Source organism: Dactylosporangium thailandense (assembly GCF_059739745.1).
Genome location: NZ_AP029195.1, coordinates 10,992,463 through 11,009,716 on the forward strand (window position 1 = coordinate 10,992,463; position 17,254 = coordinate 11,009,716).

General features: G+C 70.9%; 17 protein-coding genes and 2 tRNA genes. 11 read left to right on the forward strand and 8 right to left on the reverse strand.

All coding sequences use genetic code 11. The features are described 5' to 3' along the window. Positions 1-8: 8 nt before the first annotated feature. From AC6JBM_RS49250 to AC6JBM_RS49265, 4 genes are all read left to right on the forward strand, one after another. Positions 9-956 (forward strand): alpha-E domain-containing protein, encoded by a 948-nt coding sequence (locus AC6JBM_RS49250; RefSeq protein ID WP_497980453.1) that lies wholly within the window; start codon positions 9-11, stop codon positions 954-956. Then, complete coding sequence (locus AC6JBM_RS49255) at positions 953-1,792, forward strand: transglutaminase family protein (RefSeq protein ID WP_497980454.1); 840 nt, start codon at positions 953-955, stop codon at positions 1,790-1,792. The genes AC6JBM_RS49250 and AC6JBM_RS49255 overlap by 4 nt, the downstream gene beginning before the upstream one ends. 23 nt (positions 1,793-1,815) lie before the next feature. Beyond that, a tRNA-Leu gene (locus AC6JBM_RS49260) sits at positions 1,816-1,888 on the forward strand. 81 nt (positions 1,889-1,969) lie between these two features. After that, entirely contained in the window at positions 1,970-2,704 is a 735-nt protein-coding gene (locus tag AC6JBM_RS49265) for a DUF7873 family protein (protein ID WP_497980455.1), read from the forward strand. 605 nt (positions 2,705-3,309) lie between these two features. Here AC6JBM_RS49265 and bcp read toward each other — a convergent pair. Next, on the reverse strand, positions 3,310-3,783 hold the full coding sequence (bcp, locus tag AC6JBM_RS49270) for a thioredoxin-dependent thiol peroxidase (RefSeq protein WP_497980456.1): 474 nt from the start codon (positions 3,781-3,783) through the stop codon (positions 3,310-3,312). Positions 3,784-3,941: 158 nt separating this feature from the next. On the opposite strand from bcp, the gene AC6JBM_RS49275 reads away from it, so the two are divergent. From AC6JBM_RS49275 to AC6JBM_RS49290, 4 genes are all read left to right on the forward strand, one after another. Further along, entirely contained in the window at positions 3,942-5,711 is a 1,770-nt protein-coding gene (locus AC6JBM_RS49275; protein ID WP_497980457.1) for a copper resistance CopC/CopD family protein, read from the forward strand. Between the two features lie 107 nt (positions 5,712-5,818). Continuing rightward, complete coding sequence (locus AC6JBM_RS49280) at positions 5,819-7,093, forward strand: hypothetical protein (RefSeq protein ID WP_497980458.1); 1,275 nt, start codon at positions 5,819-5,821, stop codon at positions 7,091-7,093. 85 nt (positions 7,094-7,178) lie between these two features. Continuing rightward, complete coding sequence (gene orn / locus AC6JBM_RS49285) at positions 7,179-7,817, forward strand: oligoribonuclease (RefSeq protein ID WP_350616017.1); 639 nt, start codon at positions 7,179-7,181, stop codon at positions 7,815-7,817. Positions 7,818-7,870: 53 nt separating this feature from the next. Continuing rightward, a tRNA-His gene (locus tag AC6JBM_RS49290) sits at positions 7,871-7,946 on the forward strand. A 64-nt stretch (positions 7,947-8,010) separates the two neighbouring features. On the opposite strand, the gene AC6JBM_RS49295 is transcribed toward AC6JBM_RS49290, so the two are convergent. From AC6JBM_RS49295 to AC6JBM_RS49310, 4 genes are all read right to left on the reverse strand, one after another. Next, positions 8,011-9,270, reverse strand: coding sequence for a delta-60 repeat domain-containing protein (locus tag AC6JBM_RS49295; RefSeq protein ID WP_497980459.1), 1,260 nt, complete (start codon positions 9,268-9,270; stop codon positions 8,011-8,013). Positions 9,271-9,373: 103 nt separating this feature from the next. After that, positions 9,374-9,790, reverse strand: coding sequence for a globin (locus tag AC6JBM_RS49300; protein WP_497980460.1), 417 nt, complete (start codon positions 9,788-9,790; stop codon positions 9,374-9,376). 4 nt (positions 9,791-9,794) lie between these two features. Then, positions 9,795-11,285, reverse strand: a complete 1,491-nt coding sequence (locus tag AC6JBM_RS49305) for an MFS transporter (protein ID WP_497980461.1) — start codon at positions 11,283-11,285, stop codon at positions 9,795-9,797. 215 nt (positions 11,286-11,500) lie between these two features. After that, a complete protein-coding gene (locus tag AC6JBM_RS49310) occupies positions 11,501-12,517 on the reverse strand; it encodes a mechanosensitive ion channel family protein (protein ID WP_497986711.1) in 1,017 nt (338 codons plus the stop codon). A 253-nt stretch (positions 12,518-12,770) separates the two neighbouring features. On the opposite strand from AC6JBM_RS49310, the gene AC6JBM_RS49315 reads away from it, so the two are divergent. Further along, positions 12,771-13,313, forward strand: coding sequence for an HNH endonuclease (locus tag AC6JBM_RS49315; protein WP_497980462.1), 543 nt, complete (start codon positions 12,771-12,773; stop codon positions 13,311-13,313). A gap of 25 nt (positions 13,314-13,338) precedes the next feature. Here the strand turns inward: AC6JBM_RS49315 and AC6JBM_RS49320 are convergent, their stop codons facing one another. Continuing rightward, positions 13,339-13,527: a hypothetical protein gene (locus tag AC6JBM_RS49320; protein WP_497980463.1), complete on the reverse strand. Its 189-nt coding sequence runs from the start codon at positions 13,525-13,527 to the stop codon at positions 13,339-13,341. Next, positions 13,524-13,697 carry a hypothetical protein gene (locus AC6JBM_RS49325; protein ID WP_497980464.1) on the reverse strand — a complete coding sequence of 58 codons (174 nt, stop codon included), beginning with the start codon at positions 13,695-13,697 and terminating at the stop codon, positions 13,524-13,526. Before AC6JBM_RS49325 ends, AC6JBM_RS49320 begins: the two co-directional genes overlap by 4 nt. Before the next feature lie 96 nt (positions 13,698-13,793). Between AC6JBM_RS49325 and ctaJ the strand changes: the two genes are divergently transcribed. Then, positions 13,794-14,102 (forward strand): aa3-type cytochrome oxidase subunit CtaJ, encoded by a 309-nt coding sequence (ctaJ, locus tag AC6JBM_RS49330; RefSeq protein WP_497980465.1) that lies wholly within the window; start codon positions 13,794-13,796, stop codon positions 14,100-14,102. Continuing rightward, positions 14,089-14,493, forward strand: a complete 405-nt coding sequence (locus AC6JBM_RS49335) for a DUF5130 family protein (RefSeq protein WP_350616028.1) — start codon at positions 14,089-14,091, stop codon at positions 14,491-14,493. Before ctaJ ends, AC6JBM_RS49335 begins: the two co-directional genes overlap by 14 nt. Before the next feature lie 55 nt (positions 14,494-14,548). Here the strand turns inward: AC6JBM_RS49335 and pepN are convergent, their stop codons facing one another. Then, positions 14,549-17,095 (reverse strand): aminopeptidase N, encoded by a 2,547-nt coding sequence (pepN, locus tag AC6JBM_RS49340; protein ID WP_497980466.1) that lies wholly within the window; start codon positions 17,093-17,095, stop codon positions 14,549-14,551. Positions 17,096-17,254 lie beyond the last annotated feature (159 nt).

Below are 17,254 nucleotides of genomic sequence, written 5' to 3' on the forward strand. Positions count from 1 at the left end.
GAGGGCAGATGCTCAGTCGCATCGCGGAGTCGCTGTTCTGGATCGGCCGGTACATCGAGCGCGCCGACGACACCGCACGCATCCTCGACGCCTTCCTCGGCCGGCTGCTCGAGGACCCGTGGGCCGACGAGGACGCGGCCTGCCGCACGCTCATGTCGATCCTCGGCGCGCCCGCGCCGCAGGACCGCCGGCTCACCACCGGCGACGCGCTCGAGCTGCTCGCGTTCGACGCCGAGGACCCGAGCGCGATCTCCGGGGCGATCGTGGCCGCGCGCGACAACGCGCGCGGCGTGCGCGAGACGATCTCCAGCGAGATGTGGGAGTGCCTCAACGTCACCTGGCACACGCTCGCGTCGCGCCGGGTCGCGGCCGAGCGGCTCGGGCCGACGATCTTCCTCAGCTACGTGCGCGAGCGGGCGGCCGTGCTCGCCGGGCTCGCCGAGTCGACGATGAGCCGCGACGACGGCTGGCGGTTCCTGGTCCTCGGGCGCAGCCTGGAGCGGGTCGACATGACCGCGCGGCTGCTGTCGATCCAGACCAACACGCCCGACGAGGTGACCGGCTGGCGCACGGTGCTGCGCTCCTGCGGCGCCGACGAGGCGTTCCTGCGCACCCACGGCGGCACGTTCGACCCGCAGCGGGTCACCGAGTTCCTGCTCCTGGACCGGCTGTTTCCCCGGTCCGCCCTGCACGCGCTGGGTACCGCGGAGCAGTGCCTCGTCGATCTGGCCCCCACCACCGAACGCGCGGGCGTGACCGATGCCGCCCGCCGGCCGATCGGGCAGATCCGCACGCGGCTGGAGTACGCCGACACGACCATGCTGCTGGCCGAGCTCCCGCAGCACCTGCGCGCGCTGCAGCAGACCTGCGCGACGGCGAGCGCGGCGATCACGGCCCGGTACTTCCCGCAGTCCACGCCCGTCACGTGGGGCACAGTCGCTTGGGGTGGCTCATGAACTGGCGCCTGAAGATCCGGCACGTCACCGGCTACAAGTACGCCGGCACGGTCTCGGCCTCCTACAACGAGGCGCGGCTCACCCCGCTGACCCTGCCGTGGCAGACGACGCTCTTCAGCCAGGTCGAGGTCACGCCCGGAGCGGCCACGTACCGCTACCACGACTACTGGGCCACCCAGGTCACCGCGTTCGACCTGCACCGCCCGCACCAGCAGCTGCGCGTGGTCTCCAGCAGCCTGGTCGAGGTGTCGCCGCCCCCGACGCCGGCGCTCTCGCTCGGCTGGTCCGACCTCGGCACCGACCTGGTGCTCGACGCGCACGCCGAGTTCCTCGCGCACTCGCGGCTCACCGGGGTCGCCCCGGCCCTCGTCGCCGAGGTCTGGGACGCGTGCGGGGGCTCCCCGGGCGACGCCGCCGAGGCCGTCTGTCACTGGGTGCGGGATCAGGTGTCGTACGTCCCCGGCTCGACCGGTGTGCAGACCAGCGCCCAGGAGGCGTGGGACCTGCGCAAGGGGGTCTGCCAGGACATCGCGCACCTGACCGTGGGCCTGCTGCGGGCGCGGGGGATTCCCGCGCGCTACGTCTCCGGCTACCTGCACCCCAAGGTCGAGGCCGAGGTCGGCGAGACGGTCGCCGGGCAGAGCCACGCCTGGGTCGAGTGGTGGGCGGGGGAGTGGTCCGGGTTCGACCCGACCAACGGCGTGCCCGTCGGGCCGCGGCACGTGGTGGTCGCCCGCGGCCGCGACTACGACGACGTGCCGCCGCTGCGCGGGGTGTACCACGGCGCGCCGAGCAAGCACCTTGGCGTCACGGTGGAGATCACACGCCTGGCGTGAGTATTGTGTCTCTGCGTTACGCGGGGGCCGTAGCCCAATGGCAGAGGCACACGGTTTAGGTCCGTGCCAGTGTGAGTTCGACTCTCACCGGCCCCACCGCCTCAAACGCTTCGTGCTCACGCGCCGCCGTTTATCGCTACTGCAACCTGTTTGCGGGCTCGTACACTCGTGCGCATCATGACGAAGCTGAATCAGATCATCGCGGTCGAGAAGGGCGTGAAGTCCCGCTCGTTCCAGGACCTCACCGAGGCCCACCACGTCCTGCAGAAGCCGGCGCTGCTGGCCGGCATCTCCCGCACCTATCGCCCGAAGGACGAGGAGGGCGAGCAGCTGCCGCCCGAGTCGACCCGGGTGCAGGTCAAGGCCGAGGAGGTGCTCCGCCAGACGGGCACGATCCTCACCCGCCTGTTCGACGTCACCGCCACCAAGGACTGGACGAACTGCGTGGCGCGCGCGGACGTCTCGGTCGACGGCCAGGTCCTCCTGCGCGAGGTTCCGGTGTCGTACCTGCTCTTCCTGGAGAAGCAGCTCGCCGACCTCCTGACCTTCGTGCGCAAGCTGCCGATCCTCGACGCCGCGGAGACGTGGGTCTACGACGCCTCGGCCGACACGTACGCGACCGAGCCGACGCAGACCACCCGCACGAAGAAGATCCCGCGCAACCACGTCAAGGCCGAGGCGACGGAGAAGCACCCGGCGCAGGTCGAGGTCTACTACGAGGACGTGGTCATCGGCTACTGGAAGACCGTCAAGTTCTCCGGTGCGCTGCCGGCCAAGCGCGTGAACGAGCTCGTCGAGCGCGTCGAGAAGCTGCAGGCCGCGGTGAAGTTCGCCCGCGAGGAGGCCAACGGCGTGGAGGTCGTGGAGCAGGAGACCGGGGAGAAGGTCTTCCGCTACCTGTTCGGCGCCTGACCGCGCGACGGCGGGGCCGGAAATCGCGTTTCGCCGATCGGTGCCGAGCGACTAAGATCGGTGGTGCGCAAGGAGCGCAGGCTGAACCTGAGGCTCAGTTTGACAGGTGCGCGCGGTGTCAATGTGGAGGTTCGATTCCTCCCGCCGTCACGACACGAGACGGCGTAGCCCAACGGTAGAGGCGGCCGCGGGAGCCGAAACACAAACTCAACTTCTCGCTCCAGTCTGAGCATCCGCCGCCGAACGCCGGATCAACCGAACGGGACGCCAGTCGTCGAGGTTGCGGGTTCAACTCCCGCTCGGTCCTCTCCATGGGCCGATAGCTCAATCGAAGAGCGCGACGTCATAATCTGATCTTCGTTCTTCAAACGTCGCCGGTGTGCGCAATTGGGCGGCAAGCCGAAGCCCGGTGGATGGATACTCCGCCGGGCTTCACCAATTCCCGCGCCGGCCGGGCTGACAGCAAGAACACGGGCAGCAAAAACACGGACAGCAAAGAACACGGACCATGACTCGGGTCCGTGTCACCGGCGGACCGTTGCTCCCGCCAGACACCGCTTGGCGCTGCGCGCCGTCGCTGCCAGGTCCGTGGCGCAAGAGCGCAGTCAGTCCAGACCGAGGTCCTTGCGCAGCTTGGCGACGTGGCCGGTGGCACGCACGTTGTACATGGCGCGCTCGATGAGGCCCTTCTCGTCGATCACGAAGGTGGAGCGGATCACGCCGAGGACGGTGCGGCCGTAGTTCTGCTTCTCGCCGTAGGCGCCGTAGGCGCGCAGGACCGCGCGGTCGGGGTCGGAGACCAGCGGGAAGGTGATCGCGTCGCGGTCGCGGAACTTGGCCAGCTTCGCGGGGGCGTCGGGGGAGATGCCGACGACCTCGTAGCCGGCCGCCTGCAGTGACGCAAGGTTGTCGCGGAAGTCGCAGGCCTGCTTGGTGCAGCCCGGCGTCATGGCGGCGGGGTAGGCATAGAGGACGACCTTGCGCCCGCGAAGGTCGGCGAGCGACAGGGGCTCGTCCTGGTCCGTCTGCAGCGTGAACTCGGGGGCGGTGTCACCCGGCTCGAGGCGCGTCGTCGTCATGCCCCTGACTGTAGCCCTCGCGTACGACAAAATCCGCCGCGACGAGGTCGACACACGTCGCTACGCAAAGTCATGGCGGACTCGTGGAGGAGTCGCCGGGAACTTTTTGCGGCCGCCCCGCGACCAACTCACAATGACCGGCGCGAAATCATGAACCCATGACCCGACGCAGATGGTCCGTCCCACTGGCGATGCTCCTCGGCGCCCTGGCCATCCTCGTGCTGCCCGCCGCGCCCGCCAGCGCGCACGCGGAGCTGGAGAAGACCGCGCCGGTCGCCGGCACGGTGCTCAACGACATGCCAGGCGAAGTGACGCTGACCTTCAGCGAGCAGGTCCGGCTCGTCGCGGACAAGATCAAGGTCATCGCGCCGGACGGCGGCCGGGCCGACACCGGCAAACCGGTCGTGCGCGACCAGGAACTCGTCATCCCGCTCAAGTCCGGCGGTGCGAAGGGCACCTACCTGGTCAGCTACCGGGTCATCTCGGCCGACAGCCACCCGGTCAGCGGCGGCTACAGCTTCTCCTACGGCCAGCCGTCGGCCACCCCGAACGCCGACGACGCCGGCTCCGGCGTGCAGACCGACGGCGTGGTCAAGAACGCCATGTCGGTCGCGCGCTTCCTCGGCTTCGCCGGCCTCGTGCTGCTGGTCGGGCCCGCGCTCATCCTGTTCGCGCTGTGGCCGCGCCGGCTGTCCACGCGCGACCCGGGGCGCGTCGCGCTGACCGGCGCCGGACTGCTCGCGGTGAGCACGATCCTGGAGTTGTACGTCCAGATCCCGTACACCGCGGGCACCACGCTCTTCGACATCACCGGCGCGGCCGCGAGCGAGGTGATGGGCACCCCGTTCGGCGCCGCGCACCTGGTCCGGCTCGGCGTCGTGCTCGCGACCGCGATCCTGCTGCGCCCCGTGATCGCCGGGCGGGCCGGGAAGTTCGACCAGACCATGCTCGTGATCCTCGGCGTCGTCGGGCTCGCGACCTGGCCGATCTCGGGCCACCCGAGCGCCTCGCCGGTGCCGACGCTGACCGTGGTCGCCGACGCCGCCCACCTCGCGGCCATGTCGATCTGGCTGGGCGGGCTCGTCATGCTCTTCGGCTTCCTGCTGCGCCGCGCGAACGCCCGCGAGCTGAGCGCGATCGTGCCGGTGTGGTCCGGGTGGGCGCTCTTCGCCATCACGGTGCTCGTGCTCGCGGGCACCGCGCAGGCCCTCGTGGAGATCGGGACGCTGGACGCGCTCACCGGCACGACGTACGGCCAGATCGTCATCGCCAAGGTCGCGCTGCTCGCCGTCGTGGTGGCGGTCGCGGCGTACTCGCGGCGCCTGACCAGCCGCCGCTTCGCCCCGGCAACGCCGGCCGCGCAGGACGACCCGGCGGACGACGAGCTGGTGGACGACGACAATGCGGTGGACGACGAGCTGATGCACGACGAGCCGATGCACGACGAGCCGGTGCAGGAGGTGCCGGTGATCGAGGAGCGCGACCGGCGCCGGCTGCGCACCGCCGTCATCACCGAGGTCGCGATCGCCGTGGTCGTGCTCGCCCTGACCTCCGTGCTGGTCCAGACGAGCCCGGCCCGCGCCGGGCAGAGCGACACCCCGCCGGGCCCCTTCGACACGGTGGTCTCCACGAACCTGCTCAAGATCCAGGTCGACATCTCACCGGCGACCGTCGGCATGAACTCCGTCCATCTGTACGCGGTCAAGCCCGACGGCTCCGGCCCCCAGGCGGTCGTCGAGTGGAAGGCGACGGCGGCGCTGCCGTCCAAGGGCATCGAGCCACTGACGGTGCCGACGCTCGCGGTGAGCGACGACCACGCGATCGGCCAGGTTTCGCTGGTGTCCGCGGGCACCTGGGAGTTCAAGTTCACGGCTCGGGTGGACGACTTGAACCAGAGCACGGTGACGGTCCAGGTCCCGGTCAAGTAGCGCGAAAACCGCGACATTCTGGGGTTTTCGGGCGATACGTGCGGTCTGCGCCCGAATTGCCCGGTAATGTCGGGCCCGTAACGCCGGGGGGAAGAGGGGCCGCTGCCATGGTCGTGCGTCTGGTTCGGGCGGGTGTCGGCGCGCTGCTGCTGCTCATCGCGGTGCCGCTGGCTCTCGCCGGTGGCGGACTGCTGCTCGCCATGGAGCATCGGGCCGGCGACGACACGTTCTCGGCGCGACTGGAGCGGGTCCGTGCCGACGGCGCCGCCCTCGTCGTGCCCGACGTCGACGCGCTCCTGCGAGCCGACGCGCCGTTCGCGCGGGGTGGGCAGACCACGCTCAGCCTGTCGGCGGTCGGCTCCGGCGGCCCGCTCTTCATCGGGCTCGCGCCCACCACGGACGTCAAGCGCTACCTCGACGGCCAGGCCCACACGAGCCTGACCCACGTCCGCCTCGCCCGCGGCCCGCTGCCGGTCGAGCTGACCGCCGAGCCCGCGAACCGCACCGCGAACCAGTCGGTCGTCCGGAACGACCCCGCCGACCTCGCTGACGCCGCGAACCAAGCCGCGAACCAAGCCGCGAACCAGGCGGCGGACCAGGCGGCGGACCAGTCGGCGGACCAGTCGGCCGACCAGGCGGCGAACCCGGACGCGGCGAACGCGGCCGCGAACAACCCGGACGCGAACAACCAGGACGTGAAGCGCCCGGCCCAGGAGAAGTTCTGGATCGCCCGCAGCGAGCAGCGCGGCGGCGAGGCCCGGCTCACCTGGTCGTCCTCGGCCCTGCGGGGCAAGCACCTCGCGCTCGTCGTGATGCGCGCCGACGGCCAGGCCGGCATCGACGCCGCGATCACGGCCCGCCTCGCCCCCGCCTGGCTCGGCCCCACCACCGGCGGCCTGCTGATGCTCGGCGGCGCCCTGTTCTTCCTCGCCCTGATCACGCTCGCCTGGCCCCCGGCCCGCCCGGCGCTGCAGGCCGCCGCCCCGGCCTCGGCTCCGGAGCCGCTCCCGATCCCGGCGCAGACCACGCCCGAGGAGCCCGAGGAGCCGAAGGCGCAGGAGCCGGAGCGGGAGCGGGAGCAGCCCGAGGAGCCCGAGGCCGAGGCCCCGGGGAAGGCGAACGAGCGCGTCATGGCCACCCTCGCCGACGTCCTCAAGGCCGCCGACGCGGAGGTGCCGGCCCCGGCGAAGCCCGAGGAGCCGGCCCTGGAGGAGTGTGAGCTCGACCGCCCCGCCCCGAAGGACGCCGGTCTCGAGATCGACCTCCCGCCGCTGCCGGCGATGCCCAACATCGAGCTGCAGTTCACGTGGGCCCCGCTGGAGGTCGGCGACGAGTCCTCCGCCAAGGCCGAGAAGCCCGCCGAATCGGCCGCCATGCCGTGACGCACGCCACATCGAGACCCGGCTTTGGTAACGACATGGCGCAGTATGGGTGGTTGCCCGCACCGAGGAGCGAGAAGTCGGCCGAATGAACACTAGGCTGTCCGGTGTGGGTGATCTTTTGGTCTGGATCGACTGTGAGATGACGGGTCTCGATCTGGGGAAGGACGCGCTGATCGAAGTCGCGGCGCTGGTGACCGACCCCGATCTCAACGTGCTCGGCGACGGCGTCGACGTGGTGATCCACGCCGACGACGCGGCGCTGGACGGGATGCTCGAGGTCGTGCGCGACATGCACGGCAAGTCGGGCCTCACCGAGGCGGTGCGCGCCTCCACCGTGACGGTGGCCGAGGCCGAGGACCTCATCATGTCCTACATCACCGAGCACGTCCGCGACCCGCGCACGGCTCCGCTGTGCGGCAACTCGATCGCGACGGACCGCGGCTTCCTGGCCAGGGACATGCCGCGCCTCGACCACCACCTGCACTACCGGATGATCGACGTCTCCTCGATCAAGGAGCTGTGCCGGCGCTGGTATCCACGCGTGTACTTCGGCCAGCCCGCCAAGGGCCTCGCCCACCGCGCCCTCGCCGACATCCGCGAGAGCATCCGCGAGCTGGAGTACTACCGCCGCACCCTCTTCGTGCCGCTGCCCGGCCCCGACGTCGAGACCGCCAAGGGGATCGCCGCCGAGTTGAGCCGGGAAGGCGACACGAACGCGTCATAACCCTGTCGACGAATCCCGTCCCGCATGCCCTACTATTAGCGGGCGAGTTCATGGTGGCTGTAGCTCAGTTGGCAGAGCACCGGGTTGTGGTCCCGGGTGTCGTGGGTTCAAATCCCATCAGTCACCCCATATGAAAGCGGCCCCCGTCCGAGGACGGGGGCCGCTTTCGTGCAGAAGGTGCTTGGTGCGGGGCTCAGGAGAGCGGGAGCAGCGCCAGCCGGGCGTGGTACTCGCCGCCGATCTTCTCCGTGTCCGAGCCCACCAGCAGGCCCTGGGGCGTCGCCAGCAGCGCCCGGGCGCCCACGCCCCGCGGATTGCGCTGCGGGTTCCACGCCGTCGCCTTGCCCGTCTGCGGGCTGATGGCCGCGATGCCCGGCCGCGACACCGCGCCCGGCCCGGCCGTCTCGCGGCCCTGCGGGTTGTCCATCCAGCGCTGGTGCCCGCCGACGTAGATCGCGGCCCCGGTGTCCGCCACCGAGTACAGCGAGTCCCCGCCAGTGTGGTTCACCCACAGCGGCTTGTGCAGCCCGCTGCCGCGCAGGTCGAAGCGCGCCGCCGTGTCGCACATGAGGTCCTGGCCCCACTTGCGGCCCGTCGCCACGATCGTCGCGTAGGTGCCCGTCGGGTCGAAGTCGATCCCGCGCAGGTACGTCTCGAAGCCCGCCCGGCACTCGTGCGCGTACGCGTCCGTGTACCAGTCCGCGAGCCGCACCGCCCCCGTCGCCGGAATGTCGATCATCACGACCTGGGCCCGCCACTGCCCGGCCGCCTGCTCGACCGCGCCGATCGCGGCCAGCCGGTGCCCGTCCGGGGTCAGGGCCAGGTCCTCGAGCTTCACGCGGGTCAGGTGCGGCGCGGCCAGCTTCATGTCGAAGGCCGGGTCGACGGCGCCGGTGGTCGCGTCGAGGCGGGCCAGGCCGACGCGCTGGGTGCCGTTGACGGCGCTGAACGAGCCGGCCGCGTAGAGCCACTGCCCCTGCGCGATGAGCGCCCGGTCGTCGCCCCAGTTGATGGCCGCGGTGAAGGCGGGCACGCGGCTGCCGTCGGCCAGGCTGAGCTGTGCCAGGCCCCGCTGCGCGCCCCCGGCGATCTTCTGGAACGCCCCGCCGGCGTAGACGGTGTTGTTCGGCCCCGTGGCCAGCGCGAACACCGGCGCGTCGGGCTGCGGCGCGAACGGCAGGATCTCGCCCGTCGCGGCGCGGTACGCGAACAGGTTCTTGCGGTTGTACCGCACCTTGCGCTGGGCATCGGTGACGGTGCTGAAGTCGCCGCCGACCACCACCGTGTCCCCGACCAGCGCGAACGCCCGCACCTCACCGTCGAGCACGTTCGGGGTGAAGTCGGCGGGGTTGGTGGACACCTGGGCCGGCTGGTTCAGCGCGGCGGAGGCGGGGATGGCGACCGCGAATGCGGCCAGTGCTGTGGCGGCAGCGGCGATCAGGCGTCGGCGCATGCAGGCGTCTCCTCGGTCGTTTCATGGGTCCGGCTGTGCCACCGGAGACGGCGGCACATAGCCAAGACAACGGGAAACGTGGCGAAAGGAAACGCTAACGCCGCTAAAGCACCTTAACGGCCGGAGGGTCCGATTCTTCCGGATCGTCGGCGTTGACCATGAAGTGGGCCGCGCGCTCCAAGTAGTCCCAGAGCACCGCCTCGTGCTCGGGCGCCAGCTCGATCGCGTCGACGGCCCGGCGCATCTGCCGCAGCCAGGCGTCGCGCTCGGCGGAGGCGATGCGGAAGGGGGCGTGGCGCATCCGCAGGCGCGGGTGGCCGCGGTTCTCCGAGTAGGTCGTCGGGCCGCCCCAGTACTGCATCAGGAACAGCCGGAAGCGCTCGTTGGCCGGGCCGAGGTCCTCCTCGGGATACAGCGGGCGCAGGATCGGATCCTCGGCCACGCCGGCGTAGAACTCGTCGACGAGCTTGCGGAAGGTCGGCTCGCCGCCGACGAGCTCGTAGAAGTTGGGGGACGTCACGCCATCAACTATGCCGCGCCGGCTGCGAGGGCGGTGCGGGCGGGAGGCCACCGAGCTCCGTGGTGCGCTCGGTCAGGTCGACGGTGACCTCCGGCGGGTCGACCATCATCGGCTCGCGGCGCGGGCCGGGGGAGGGGCGCCGGCGCGGCGGCAGCGGCACCCGGGCCAGATCGATGGTGACCTCGCCGAGGTCGTCGATGGTCTCGTGCTCGGCGGCGTACTGCGCGGCCGCGGTGCGGACCTTGTTGGCCGCGATCGCGTCGGCGATGGTCGCCTTCGCCGGCCAGCCGGCGATGATCAGCACGGTGGCGCCGAGCCCGGCGATCCCGAAGTAGCCGACGACGTCGGGGAGCGCGTAGCTGGTGGCCAGCCAGCCGGTGAGCATGATGGCCCCGCCCTGCAGCAGGTGCACGCCGCTCTGCATCACACCGAACGCGCGGGCCCGGTACGCCGGCGGCAACACCTGCACGAAGAGTCCGTTGCCGGCCGGGAGCGTGATCGCCAGCGAGGCGCCCGCGACCAGCGTCATCACGACGATGAGCGGCAGTTCCGGGTCCAGCAGGGCCGGGACGAGCGCGAGGGGCGTGACGATCGCGAGGGGGCGGATGAGCGCGACCCGGCGCTGGGGCGGCAGCAGCCAGGTGACCAGGGCGCTGCCGAGCACGAAGCCGGCCGCGGCCGCGGTCATGATGACGCCGAAGCCGAACGCGTCGGAGTGCCCGGCGAGGTGGGCGGCCCAGGCCGCGGCCAGCCCCTCGGGGACCACGCCGAAGCAGACCCCGGCGAAGACGACCAGCGCGATCGAGCGCATCACCGGCGAGCGGAACACCACCCGGTAGCCGTCGGCCGCCTCGCGCAGCAGGCCGGTGTGCTCCTCGCGCTTGAGCGAGGGCTGCCGCTCGGCGACGACGAGGCTGATGAGCAGCGCCGAGACCGCGAACGTCAGGCCGTTGACCAGCAGGGCGAGGGAGCCGTCCACGGCCACGAGCACGGCGCCGAGCGCGTAGCCGGCGATGAGCGAGACCTGCCCGGTGGTGCGGTTGAGCACGATCGCGGTGACGTACTGCTCGCCCTGCAGCAGCTGCGGCATGAGCGCCGAGCGGGAGGCGTCGAACGGCGGGCTCAGCAGCGCGTTGCCGAACAGCAGCGCGATGACCAGCGCGGTCGGTATCCCGGGAAAGGCGGCCAGCACCAGCATGATCCCGGCGCGCAGCAGGTCGCAGCCGATCATGGTGCGCCGATACGGATGCCGCTCGGCCCAGGCCGACAGCACTGCCCCGAAGCCGAGCCAGGGCAGGTAGCTCACCGCGAACGCGGCGGCGGACATGATCGGGGAGTTCGTCTGCTTGTAGACCAGCGCGACCACGGCCGCGCGAGCCACGTTGTCACCCAGGCTCGACTGGGCCTGCGCCGCGAACAGGGCCGCGAACTCGCGGTTGGCCAGGGTCTCGCGGATCGTGGCGGGGCGCTTCGCGGACTCGTCGGGGTGCGGCACCGGCAGAGCCCCCTTCCCCTTTGGTCGCGACGGCGGAACGTTCGCGGGCGCGGCCGAACCGGTCAATCCGCCCGAGAGGGGTCAACGGCGGCGGACCGGGACACTGTGCAGCGATGCACCTGAACGAACGGACGATAACCGACTGACCACCCGACGCGCGACCCTACCCTCCGGGTTGATCACAGATGGCCGTGAGATTGGACAAACACCACCGATCAGGTGGGTCCACCCGGTCCCGGCTCGCCGCCCTCGCCGTTGGCCGGGCGGATGTACATGCGCGCGGCGGAGAGCTGGGCCGCGATCCCGGCCCGCTCGAGCGACTCGGTCAGCCGGCGGCGCAGCTCGCGCCCGATGCGCCACTGCGCCTCGTTCGACGTCTTCACCGTGGTCCGCAGCACCGCGCCGTCCGCGGTGAGCTGCTCCACGCCGAGCACCTTCGGCGGGTCCATGAAGTCGTCGGCGTAGTCGGGGTCGCCGGCGAACGCGTCGGCCGTCTCCTGCAGCACCGCGGTGGCCTGGTCGACCGAGACGAACCCGACCGGCACGTCGACGTTGACCACGGCCCAGCCCTGGCTCTTGTTGCCGACCCGCACGATCTCGCCGTTGCGCACGTACCAGACCACGCCGCCCGCATTGCGGATCGTGGTGATGCGCAGCCCGACCGCCTCGACGGTGCCGGTGACCTCGCCCACATCGACCACGTCGCCGACGCCGTACTGGTCCTCGAGCAGCATGAACAGCCCGGCGATGAAGTCCTTGACCAGGTTCTGCGCGCCGAAGCCGATCGCCAGGCCCGCGATGCCGGCGCTGGCCAGCAGCGGCCCGAGGTTGATGCCGATCTCGCCGAGCACGAGCATCGTCGCGATCGTGAACACGACGGCGGAGGCGATGCTGCGCAGCACCGAGCCGAGCGCCCGGGCGCGCTGGTTGCGCCGCTCCGAGGGGGCGGACAGCGTGGGCAGCCGCTTGCGCAGCGGCCGCAGCATCGCGCCGCCGGCCTCGTTGTCGCTGACCGTGTGCTTGATCAGCCGGTCGACCGCCCGGTGGATCAGCGCTCGGATGATCAGTGCGACGATGATGATCACGAGGATCGTCACCGGTTTGACCAGCACCCAGTAGCTGCTCTCGGCCAGCCATTTGTTCTTGAACTGGTCGTAGACGAAGTCGCAGAAGCCGGATTTGTCGGCGCAGCTCGGCGTGCTTCCGGGCTTCGGCGTCTCCTCGAACGGCATCGCGATGGGGCTGATCACGGGGCTCCTAGCAGCAAACCGGGGCGAACGGGGCAAGTCCACCCAAACAACGGGGGTGACGGGCGAAGGTTCACCCGACGGCCGCAAATAGTACGTGCAATCCGAGGATCTATCAGGGACGATTAGCCCACGGACCACCGCCGGTGGGCCCGCAAGCAGACCTCACGTGACCTCATCCGGGGCCGCATCGGGGCCCATTCCAGGGAGACTTCCTTCACGCACTAGGGGGACGGCGATGCCTGACATACGACCCGCACGAGTATCGGGTGCGCTGGTGCTGAATGCCACCTATGAGCCGCTGTGTGTCGTGTCTGTCAGACGTGCCACCATCCTGGTCCTGACGTCGAAGGCCGTGTGCGTCGCCGACGGTGACGGGATCCTCCACAGTGCGATGAACGAGTTGCCGGTGCCGTCCGTGGTCCGGCTCACCCGTTACGTCCGGGTGCCGTACCGCACGCACATAGGCCTCTCCCGCCGCGGCATATTCGCTCGCGACGGATGGCGTTGCGCCTACTGCCGCGGCCCGGCCGAGACCATCGACCACGTGATGCCACGCAGCCGGGGTGGGCGGCACGCCTGGGAGAACGTCGTCGCCGCCTGCGCCCGTTGCAACCACACCAAAGGTGACAAAACGCCAGCCGAACTCGGCTGGCGTTTGCATGCCACCCCCATTGCGCCGAAGGGCGTGGCCTGGCGTGTCCTCGGTCACCGCACGCCCGACCCGCGCTGGGCCGACTGGCTGGACCTGCCCGTGGACGGCCTGCAGCAGGCCGCATAGTTCCATGGGCTCGGGTCCGCGTCGGTCACTGACCGCTGCTCATTGGTAGGACGCCGGTCTGGGTCGGCATCAGCGAAGCCTCGCCGAGCCAGACCGCGCGCAACCGCACCCGCACCGAGCCCGCGGAGTGGCACAGATCCCACAGTGTGAGGGCGCCCACCTGGTGCGCGGCAGTGGTGATCGCCACCATCTCGGCGATAGATCGTGGCCTCATTCGCGGGCGATCGCGTCGCGGAGGCGCTCACGGCGTGGCCAGCGGCAGCCGGCCCAGGGAGTTGCCGTCGAATAGACCAGCCCGGTGTCCGGAATGTAGAATTGCGCGCGGAAATGTCCGATCGGTTCCTGGGTGTCGCGCGATTCGGCATACTGGCGCGAGAGGTCCATGAACGTGACGGTAGGCCCCCGGCAACCGGCTGGTCATTGCCGCCCGCTAACGTGAAGCCGGTCTTTTAGTCCCTTCGACGCCTGGGGGCGTTGAGCTTGTCCATCATCGAGACGACGCTGATCTTCGCCGGGATTCCGGTTGCGGTCATCCTGCTCATCGCGGGCGCCGTCTACGCGGGGGGTTCCCGCCGTAGCAGGCGCTACCGGCCCGGACGGCCGTTCGATTTCACGCCCGTCTGGTTCCTGTCCGCGCCTGAGCAGCAGACCGAGGCGGCGCACGCCCGCGAGCTCACCGGTGCGCGGCGGGCCGAACTGACCGCGAGTGGCGAGAGCTCCGGCGTGACCGACTGGTCGGGCGACCGGACGCAGCCGCAAGTCATCGGAGGCGCAAGTGACCGGTGGTAGCCCGGCCGGCCTGACCGGCCGGCCCGAAGTCCTCAACGGCCCGTTCACCACGCGCCAGCTGCTGCGCCTGGACGAGGCGCTGCGCCTGGCCGACTCGTCGACGGGGCTGACGTTCAGCATCTACGTCGGCGACCTCGAGGAGCCGGGCCGGACCTACGCCGAGAAGCTGCACGGCCAGCTCGCCGACCCGGCCAACACGGTGCTCATCGCCCTGTCGCCGAACCAGCGCGTGCTGGAGATCGTGACCGGCGGCGAGGCCCGTCGCCGGCTGCCCGACCGCGCGGCGAAGCTCGCGGCGCTGTCGATGGCGGCGGCCTTCGGCGGCGGCGACCTGGCCGGGGGCCTGGTCTCGGGCCTCGCCCAGCTGGCCGACCACGCGGGCAAGCACTGAACTGACGCGAAAAGAGGCGCCGCGCTCGGCTTGAGCGCGGCGCCTCTTTCGTGTCTCAGGAGGCCGCGGCGTCCTTCGCGCGCGCCTTGAGGGCCCGCACGATCCCGTCGCGCCCCTCGCCGACCAGGCGGCGCAGCGGCGCCGGCGTGCCGGGCGTGGCCAGCCAGGCCTCGGTGCGCGCCACGGTGTCCTCGCTCACCTGGTAGGCCGGGTACGCCATCTCCACGAACTCGGCCGCCGGCTCGCTGTCGCGGTGCTCCCAGACGGGCAGCAGCGCGTCGAAGTAGGCGGGCACGAACGGCGCCGTCAGCTTCGTCTGTGCCGAGTGCTGGAAGCCCTGCAGCAGCGAGCGCTGCAGCCAGTTCGGCAGCGCGTGGTCCTCGGTGAGCCGGCGCCAGGTCTCGGCCTTCGACGCCTCCGTCGGCACCAGCGCCCGGGCCAGCGCCGCCTGCCGCTCGCCGCTGGCCGTCCGGTCGCGGTCGAGCTCGGCCTCGATCTGCTCCGGGTCGGCCGCGCCCGCCGCGATCAGCGAGTGCAGGATGCCCCAGCGCAGGTCGGCCTGGATGGTCAGCCCCGGCGGCACGTCGTCGCCGCGCAGCCAGCCCGCCAGCACCGCGAGGTCGGCCTCGCTGCGCGCGGCGGCCGCGAACGAGCGGGCCCAGGCCAGCTGGAAGCCGCTGCCCGGCTCGGCCGTGGCCAGCGCCGCGCGGGCGGTATCGGCGAGCTGGGCCCAGCCCTGCGGCCCCCACGCCGGGTCGGCGTAGAACACCAGCGCCGACTGGGCCTGGCGGATCGTCGCGGTGACGAGGTTGATGTCGCGCTCGGCGGGCAGGCCGGTCGCGACGAGCTTCACGTAGTCGCGCGCCGCGAGCTCGGCGTCGCGGACCATGTCCCACGAGGCCGACCACACCAGCGCCCGGGCCAGCGAGTTGTCCAGCCCGTCGATGTGATCCACGACGACGGCCATCGAGGCCGGGTCGAGGCGCAGCTTGGCGTAGGTGAGGTCGTCGTCGTTGAGCAGCAGCACGTCGGCCGCACGCACCCCCGCGAGCGCGGCGATCTCGGTCTGCTCGCCGTCCACGTCCGCCTCGACCAGGTCGCGGCGCACCAGCCGGCCGCCGTCGGCCAGGTCGTAGAGGCCGATGCCGATGCGGTGCGTGCGCAGCGTCGGGTAGGCGGCCGGGGCCTCCTGGCGCACCACGACGCGCTCGTAGGTGCCGTCCGCGGCCACGGTGATCTCCGGGCGCAGCGTGTTCACCTGGGCCGTCTCCAGCCACTGGGCGGCGAACTTGCGCAGCTCCTTGCCGCTGGCCGACTCGAGCGCGGTGAGCAGGTCGTCGAAGGTGGCGTTGCCCCACTGGTGCTGCTGGAAGTAGGCGCGCAGGCCGCTGCGGAAGGCGTCGATGCCCACGTACGCGACCAGCTGCTTGATGACGCTGGCGCCCTTGGCGTACGTGATGCCGTCGAAGTTGACCTCGACCGCCTCGACGTCCGGCATCTCGGTGTAGACGGGGTGGGTCGAGGACAGCTGGTCCTGCCGGTAGCCCCAGTTCTTGCGCACGGACAGGAACGTCGTCCACGCGTCGGTGAAGCGGGTCGCGTGGGTGTTGCACCAGTGGCTGGCCCACTCCGCGAACGACTCGTTCAGCCACAGGTCGTCCCACCAGCGCATGGTCACGAGGTCGCCGAACCACATGTGGGCGAGCTCGTGCAGGATCGTGTTCGCGCGCTGCTCGTACTCGAAGTCGGTGACCGGCGAGCGGAAGATGTAGTGCTGCTCGGCGTGGACCACGCAGCCGAAGTTCTCCATCGCGCCGGCGTTGAACTCCGGGGAGTACACCTGGTCGTACTTCGGCAGCGGATACCGGATGCCGAACTCCTCGTGGAAGAAGTCGAAGCCCTGCTTCGTCACCAGGTTGATGTCGTCGGCGTCGAGATACTGCTTCATCGACTGCCGGCAGAACACACCCAGGTCGATGCCGTCGTGGGTGTCGCGGACCTCGTGGTACGGCCCGGCGCACACGGCGGTGATGTAGGTGCTCATCCGCGGCGTGGCCTGGAAGTGCCGCACGAGGCCCTCCTGCCGCTCGAGCGGCATGTTGGAGATGACCTTCCAGTGCGCGGGCGCCGTGACCCGGAAGGTGAACTCTGCCTTGAGGTCCGGCTGGTCGAAGCAGGCGAAGGCGCGCTGGGCGTCGGCCGTCTCGAACTGGCTGTAGAGGTACACCTCCTTGTCCACGGGGTCGACGCTGCGGTGCAGGCCCTGGCCGGTCGTGGAGTACGGGAACTCGGCGTCCACGACGAGCACGTTGTCGGCCGCCAGCCCGGACAGCGCCAGGCCGCCCTCGGTGCTCCAGCCGCTCGTGTCGACGGGCTCGCCGTTGAGCGTGGCGCCGTGCAGGGTCGCGGCGGCGACCTCGATGAAGGTCCCGGCCCCCGGCTCCCGGCAGGTGAAGCGCACCTCGGTGGTCGACCGGAACGTGCCCTCTCCCGGATGCCCGGCGCCGTCGGTCAGGTCGAGGCTGATGTCGTACGCCGTGACGCCGAGCAGGCGGGCCCGCTCGACCGCTTCGACCTGGCGTAGGTTGCGTACACCGGCCACGTGTCGTCTCCTGTCGTTTCGCTGTGGCCGTCCCCGTCGACGGCGTCACCCCGAGTGTTCCATGCTCGCGGAGGAGACTGGGGGAGTGGCTCAGGTCACTCATGCCCGAAGTGGTACCTCGCGGGATGGTTGCGTAAGGATCGGTTCGGGTTCCCGACT

Bases quoted from the DNA above. Each gene is read 5' to 3' on its own strand.
- AC6JBM_RS49265 (WP_497980455.1), top strand. From the start codon at position 1,970: ATGACGAAGCTGAATCAGATCATCGCGGTCGAGAAGGGCGTGAAGTCC.
- AC6JBM_RS49315 (WP_497980462.1), top strand. From the start codon at position 12,771: ATGCCTGACATACGACCCGCACGAGTATCGGGTGCGCTGGTGCTGAAT.
- AC6JBM_RS49250 (WP_497980453.1), top strand. From the start codon at position 9: ATGCTCAGTCGCATCGCGGAGTCGCTGTTCTGGATCGGCCGGTACATC.
- AC6JBM_RS49275 (WP_497980457.1), top strand. From the start codon at position 3,942: ATGACCCGACGCAGATGGTCCGTCCCACTGGCGATGCTCCTCGGCGCC.
- AC6JBM_RS49280 (WP_497980458.1), top strand. From the start codon at position 5,819: ATGGTCGTGCGTCTGGTTCGGGCGGGTGTCGGCGCGCTGCTGCTGCTC.
- AC6JBM_RS49320 (WP_497980463.1), bottom strand. From the start codon at position 13,527: ATGAGGCCACGATCTATCGCCGAGATGGTGGCGATCACCACTGCCGCG.
- AC6JBM_RS49295 (WP_497980459.1), bottom strand. From the start codon at position 9,270: ATGCGCCGACGCCTGATCGCCGCTGCCGCCACAGCACTGGCCGCATTC.
- AC6JBM_RS49310 (WP_497986711.1), bottom strand. From the start codon at position 12,517: ATGCCGTTCGAGGAGACGCCGAAGCCCGGAAGCACGCCGAGCTGCGCC.
- AC6JBM_RS49255 (WP_497980454.1), top strand. From the start codon at position 953: ATGAACTGGCGCCTGAAGATCCGGCACGTCACCGGCTACAAGTACGCC.
- orn (WP_350616017.1), top strand. From the start codon at position 7,179: ATGAACACTAGGCTGTCCGGTGTGGGTGATCTTTTGGTCTGGATCGAC.
- AC6JBM_RS49325 (WP_497980464.1), bottom strand. From the start codon at position 13,697: ATGGACCTCTCGCGCCAGTATGCCGAATCGCGCGACACCCAGGAACCG.
- bcp (WP_497980456.1), bottom strand. From the start codon at position 3,783: ATGACGACGACGCGCCTCGAGCCGGGTGACACCGCCCCCGAGTTCACG.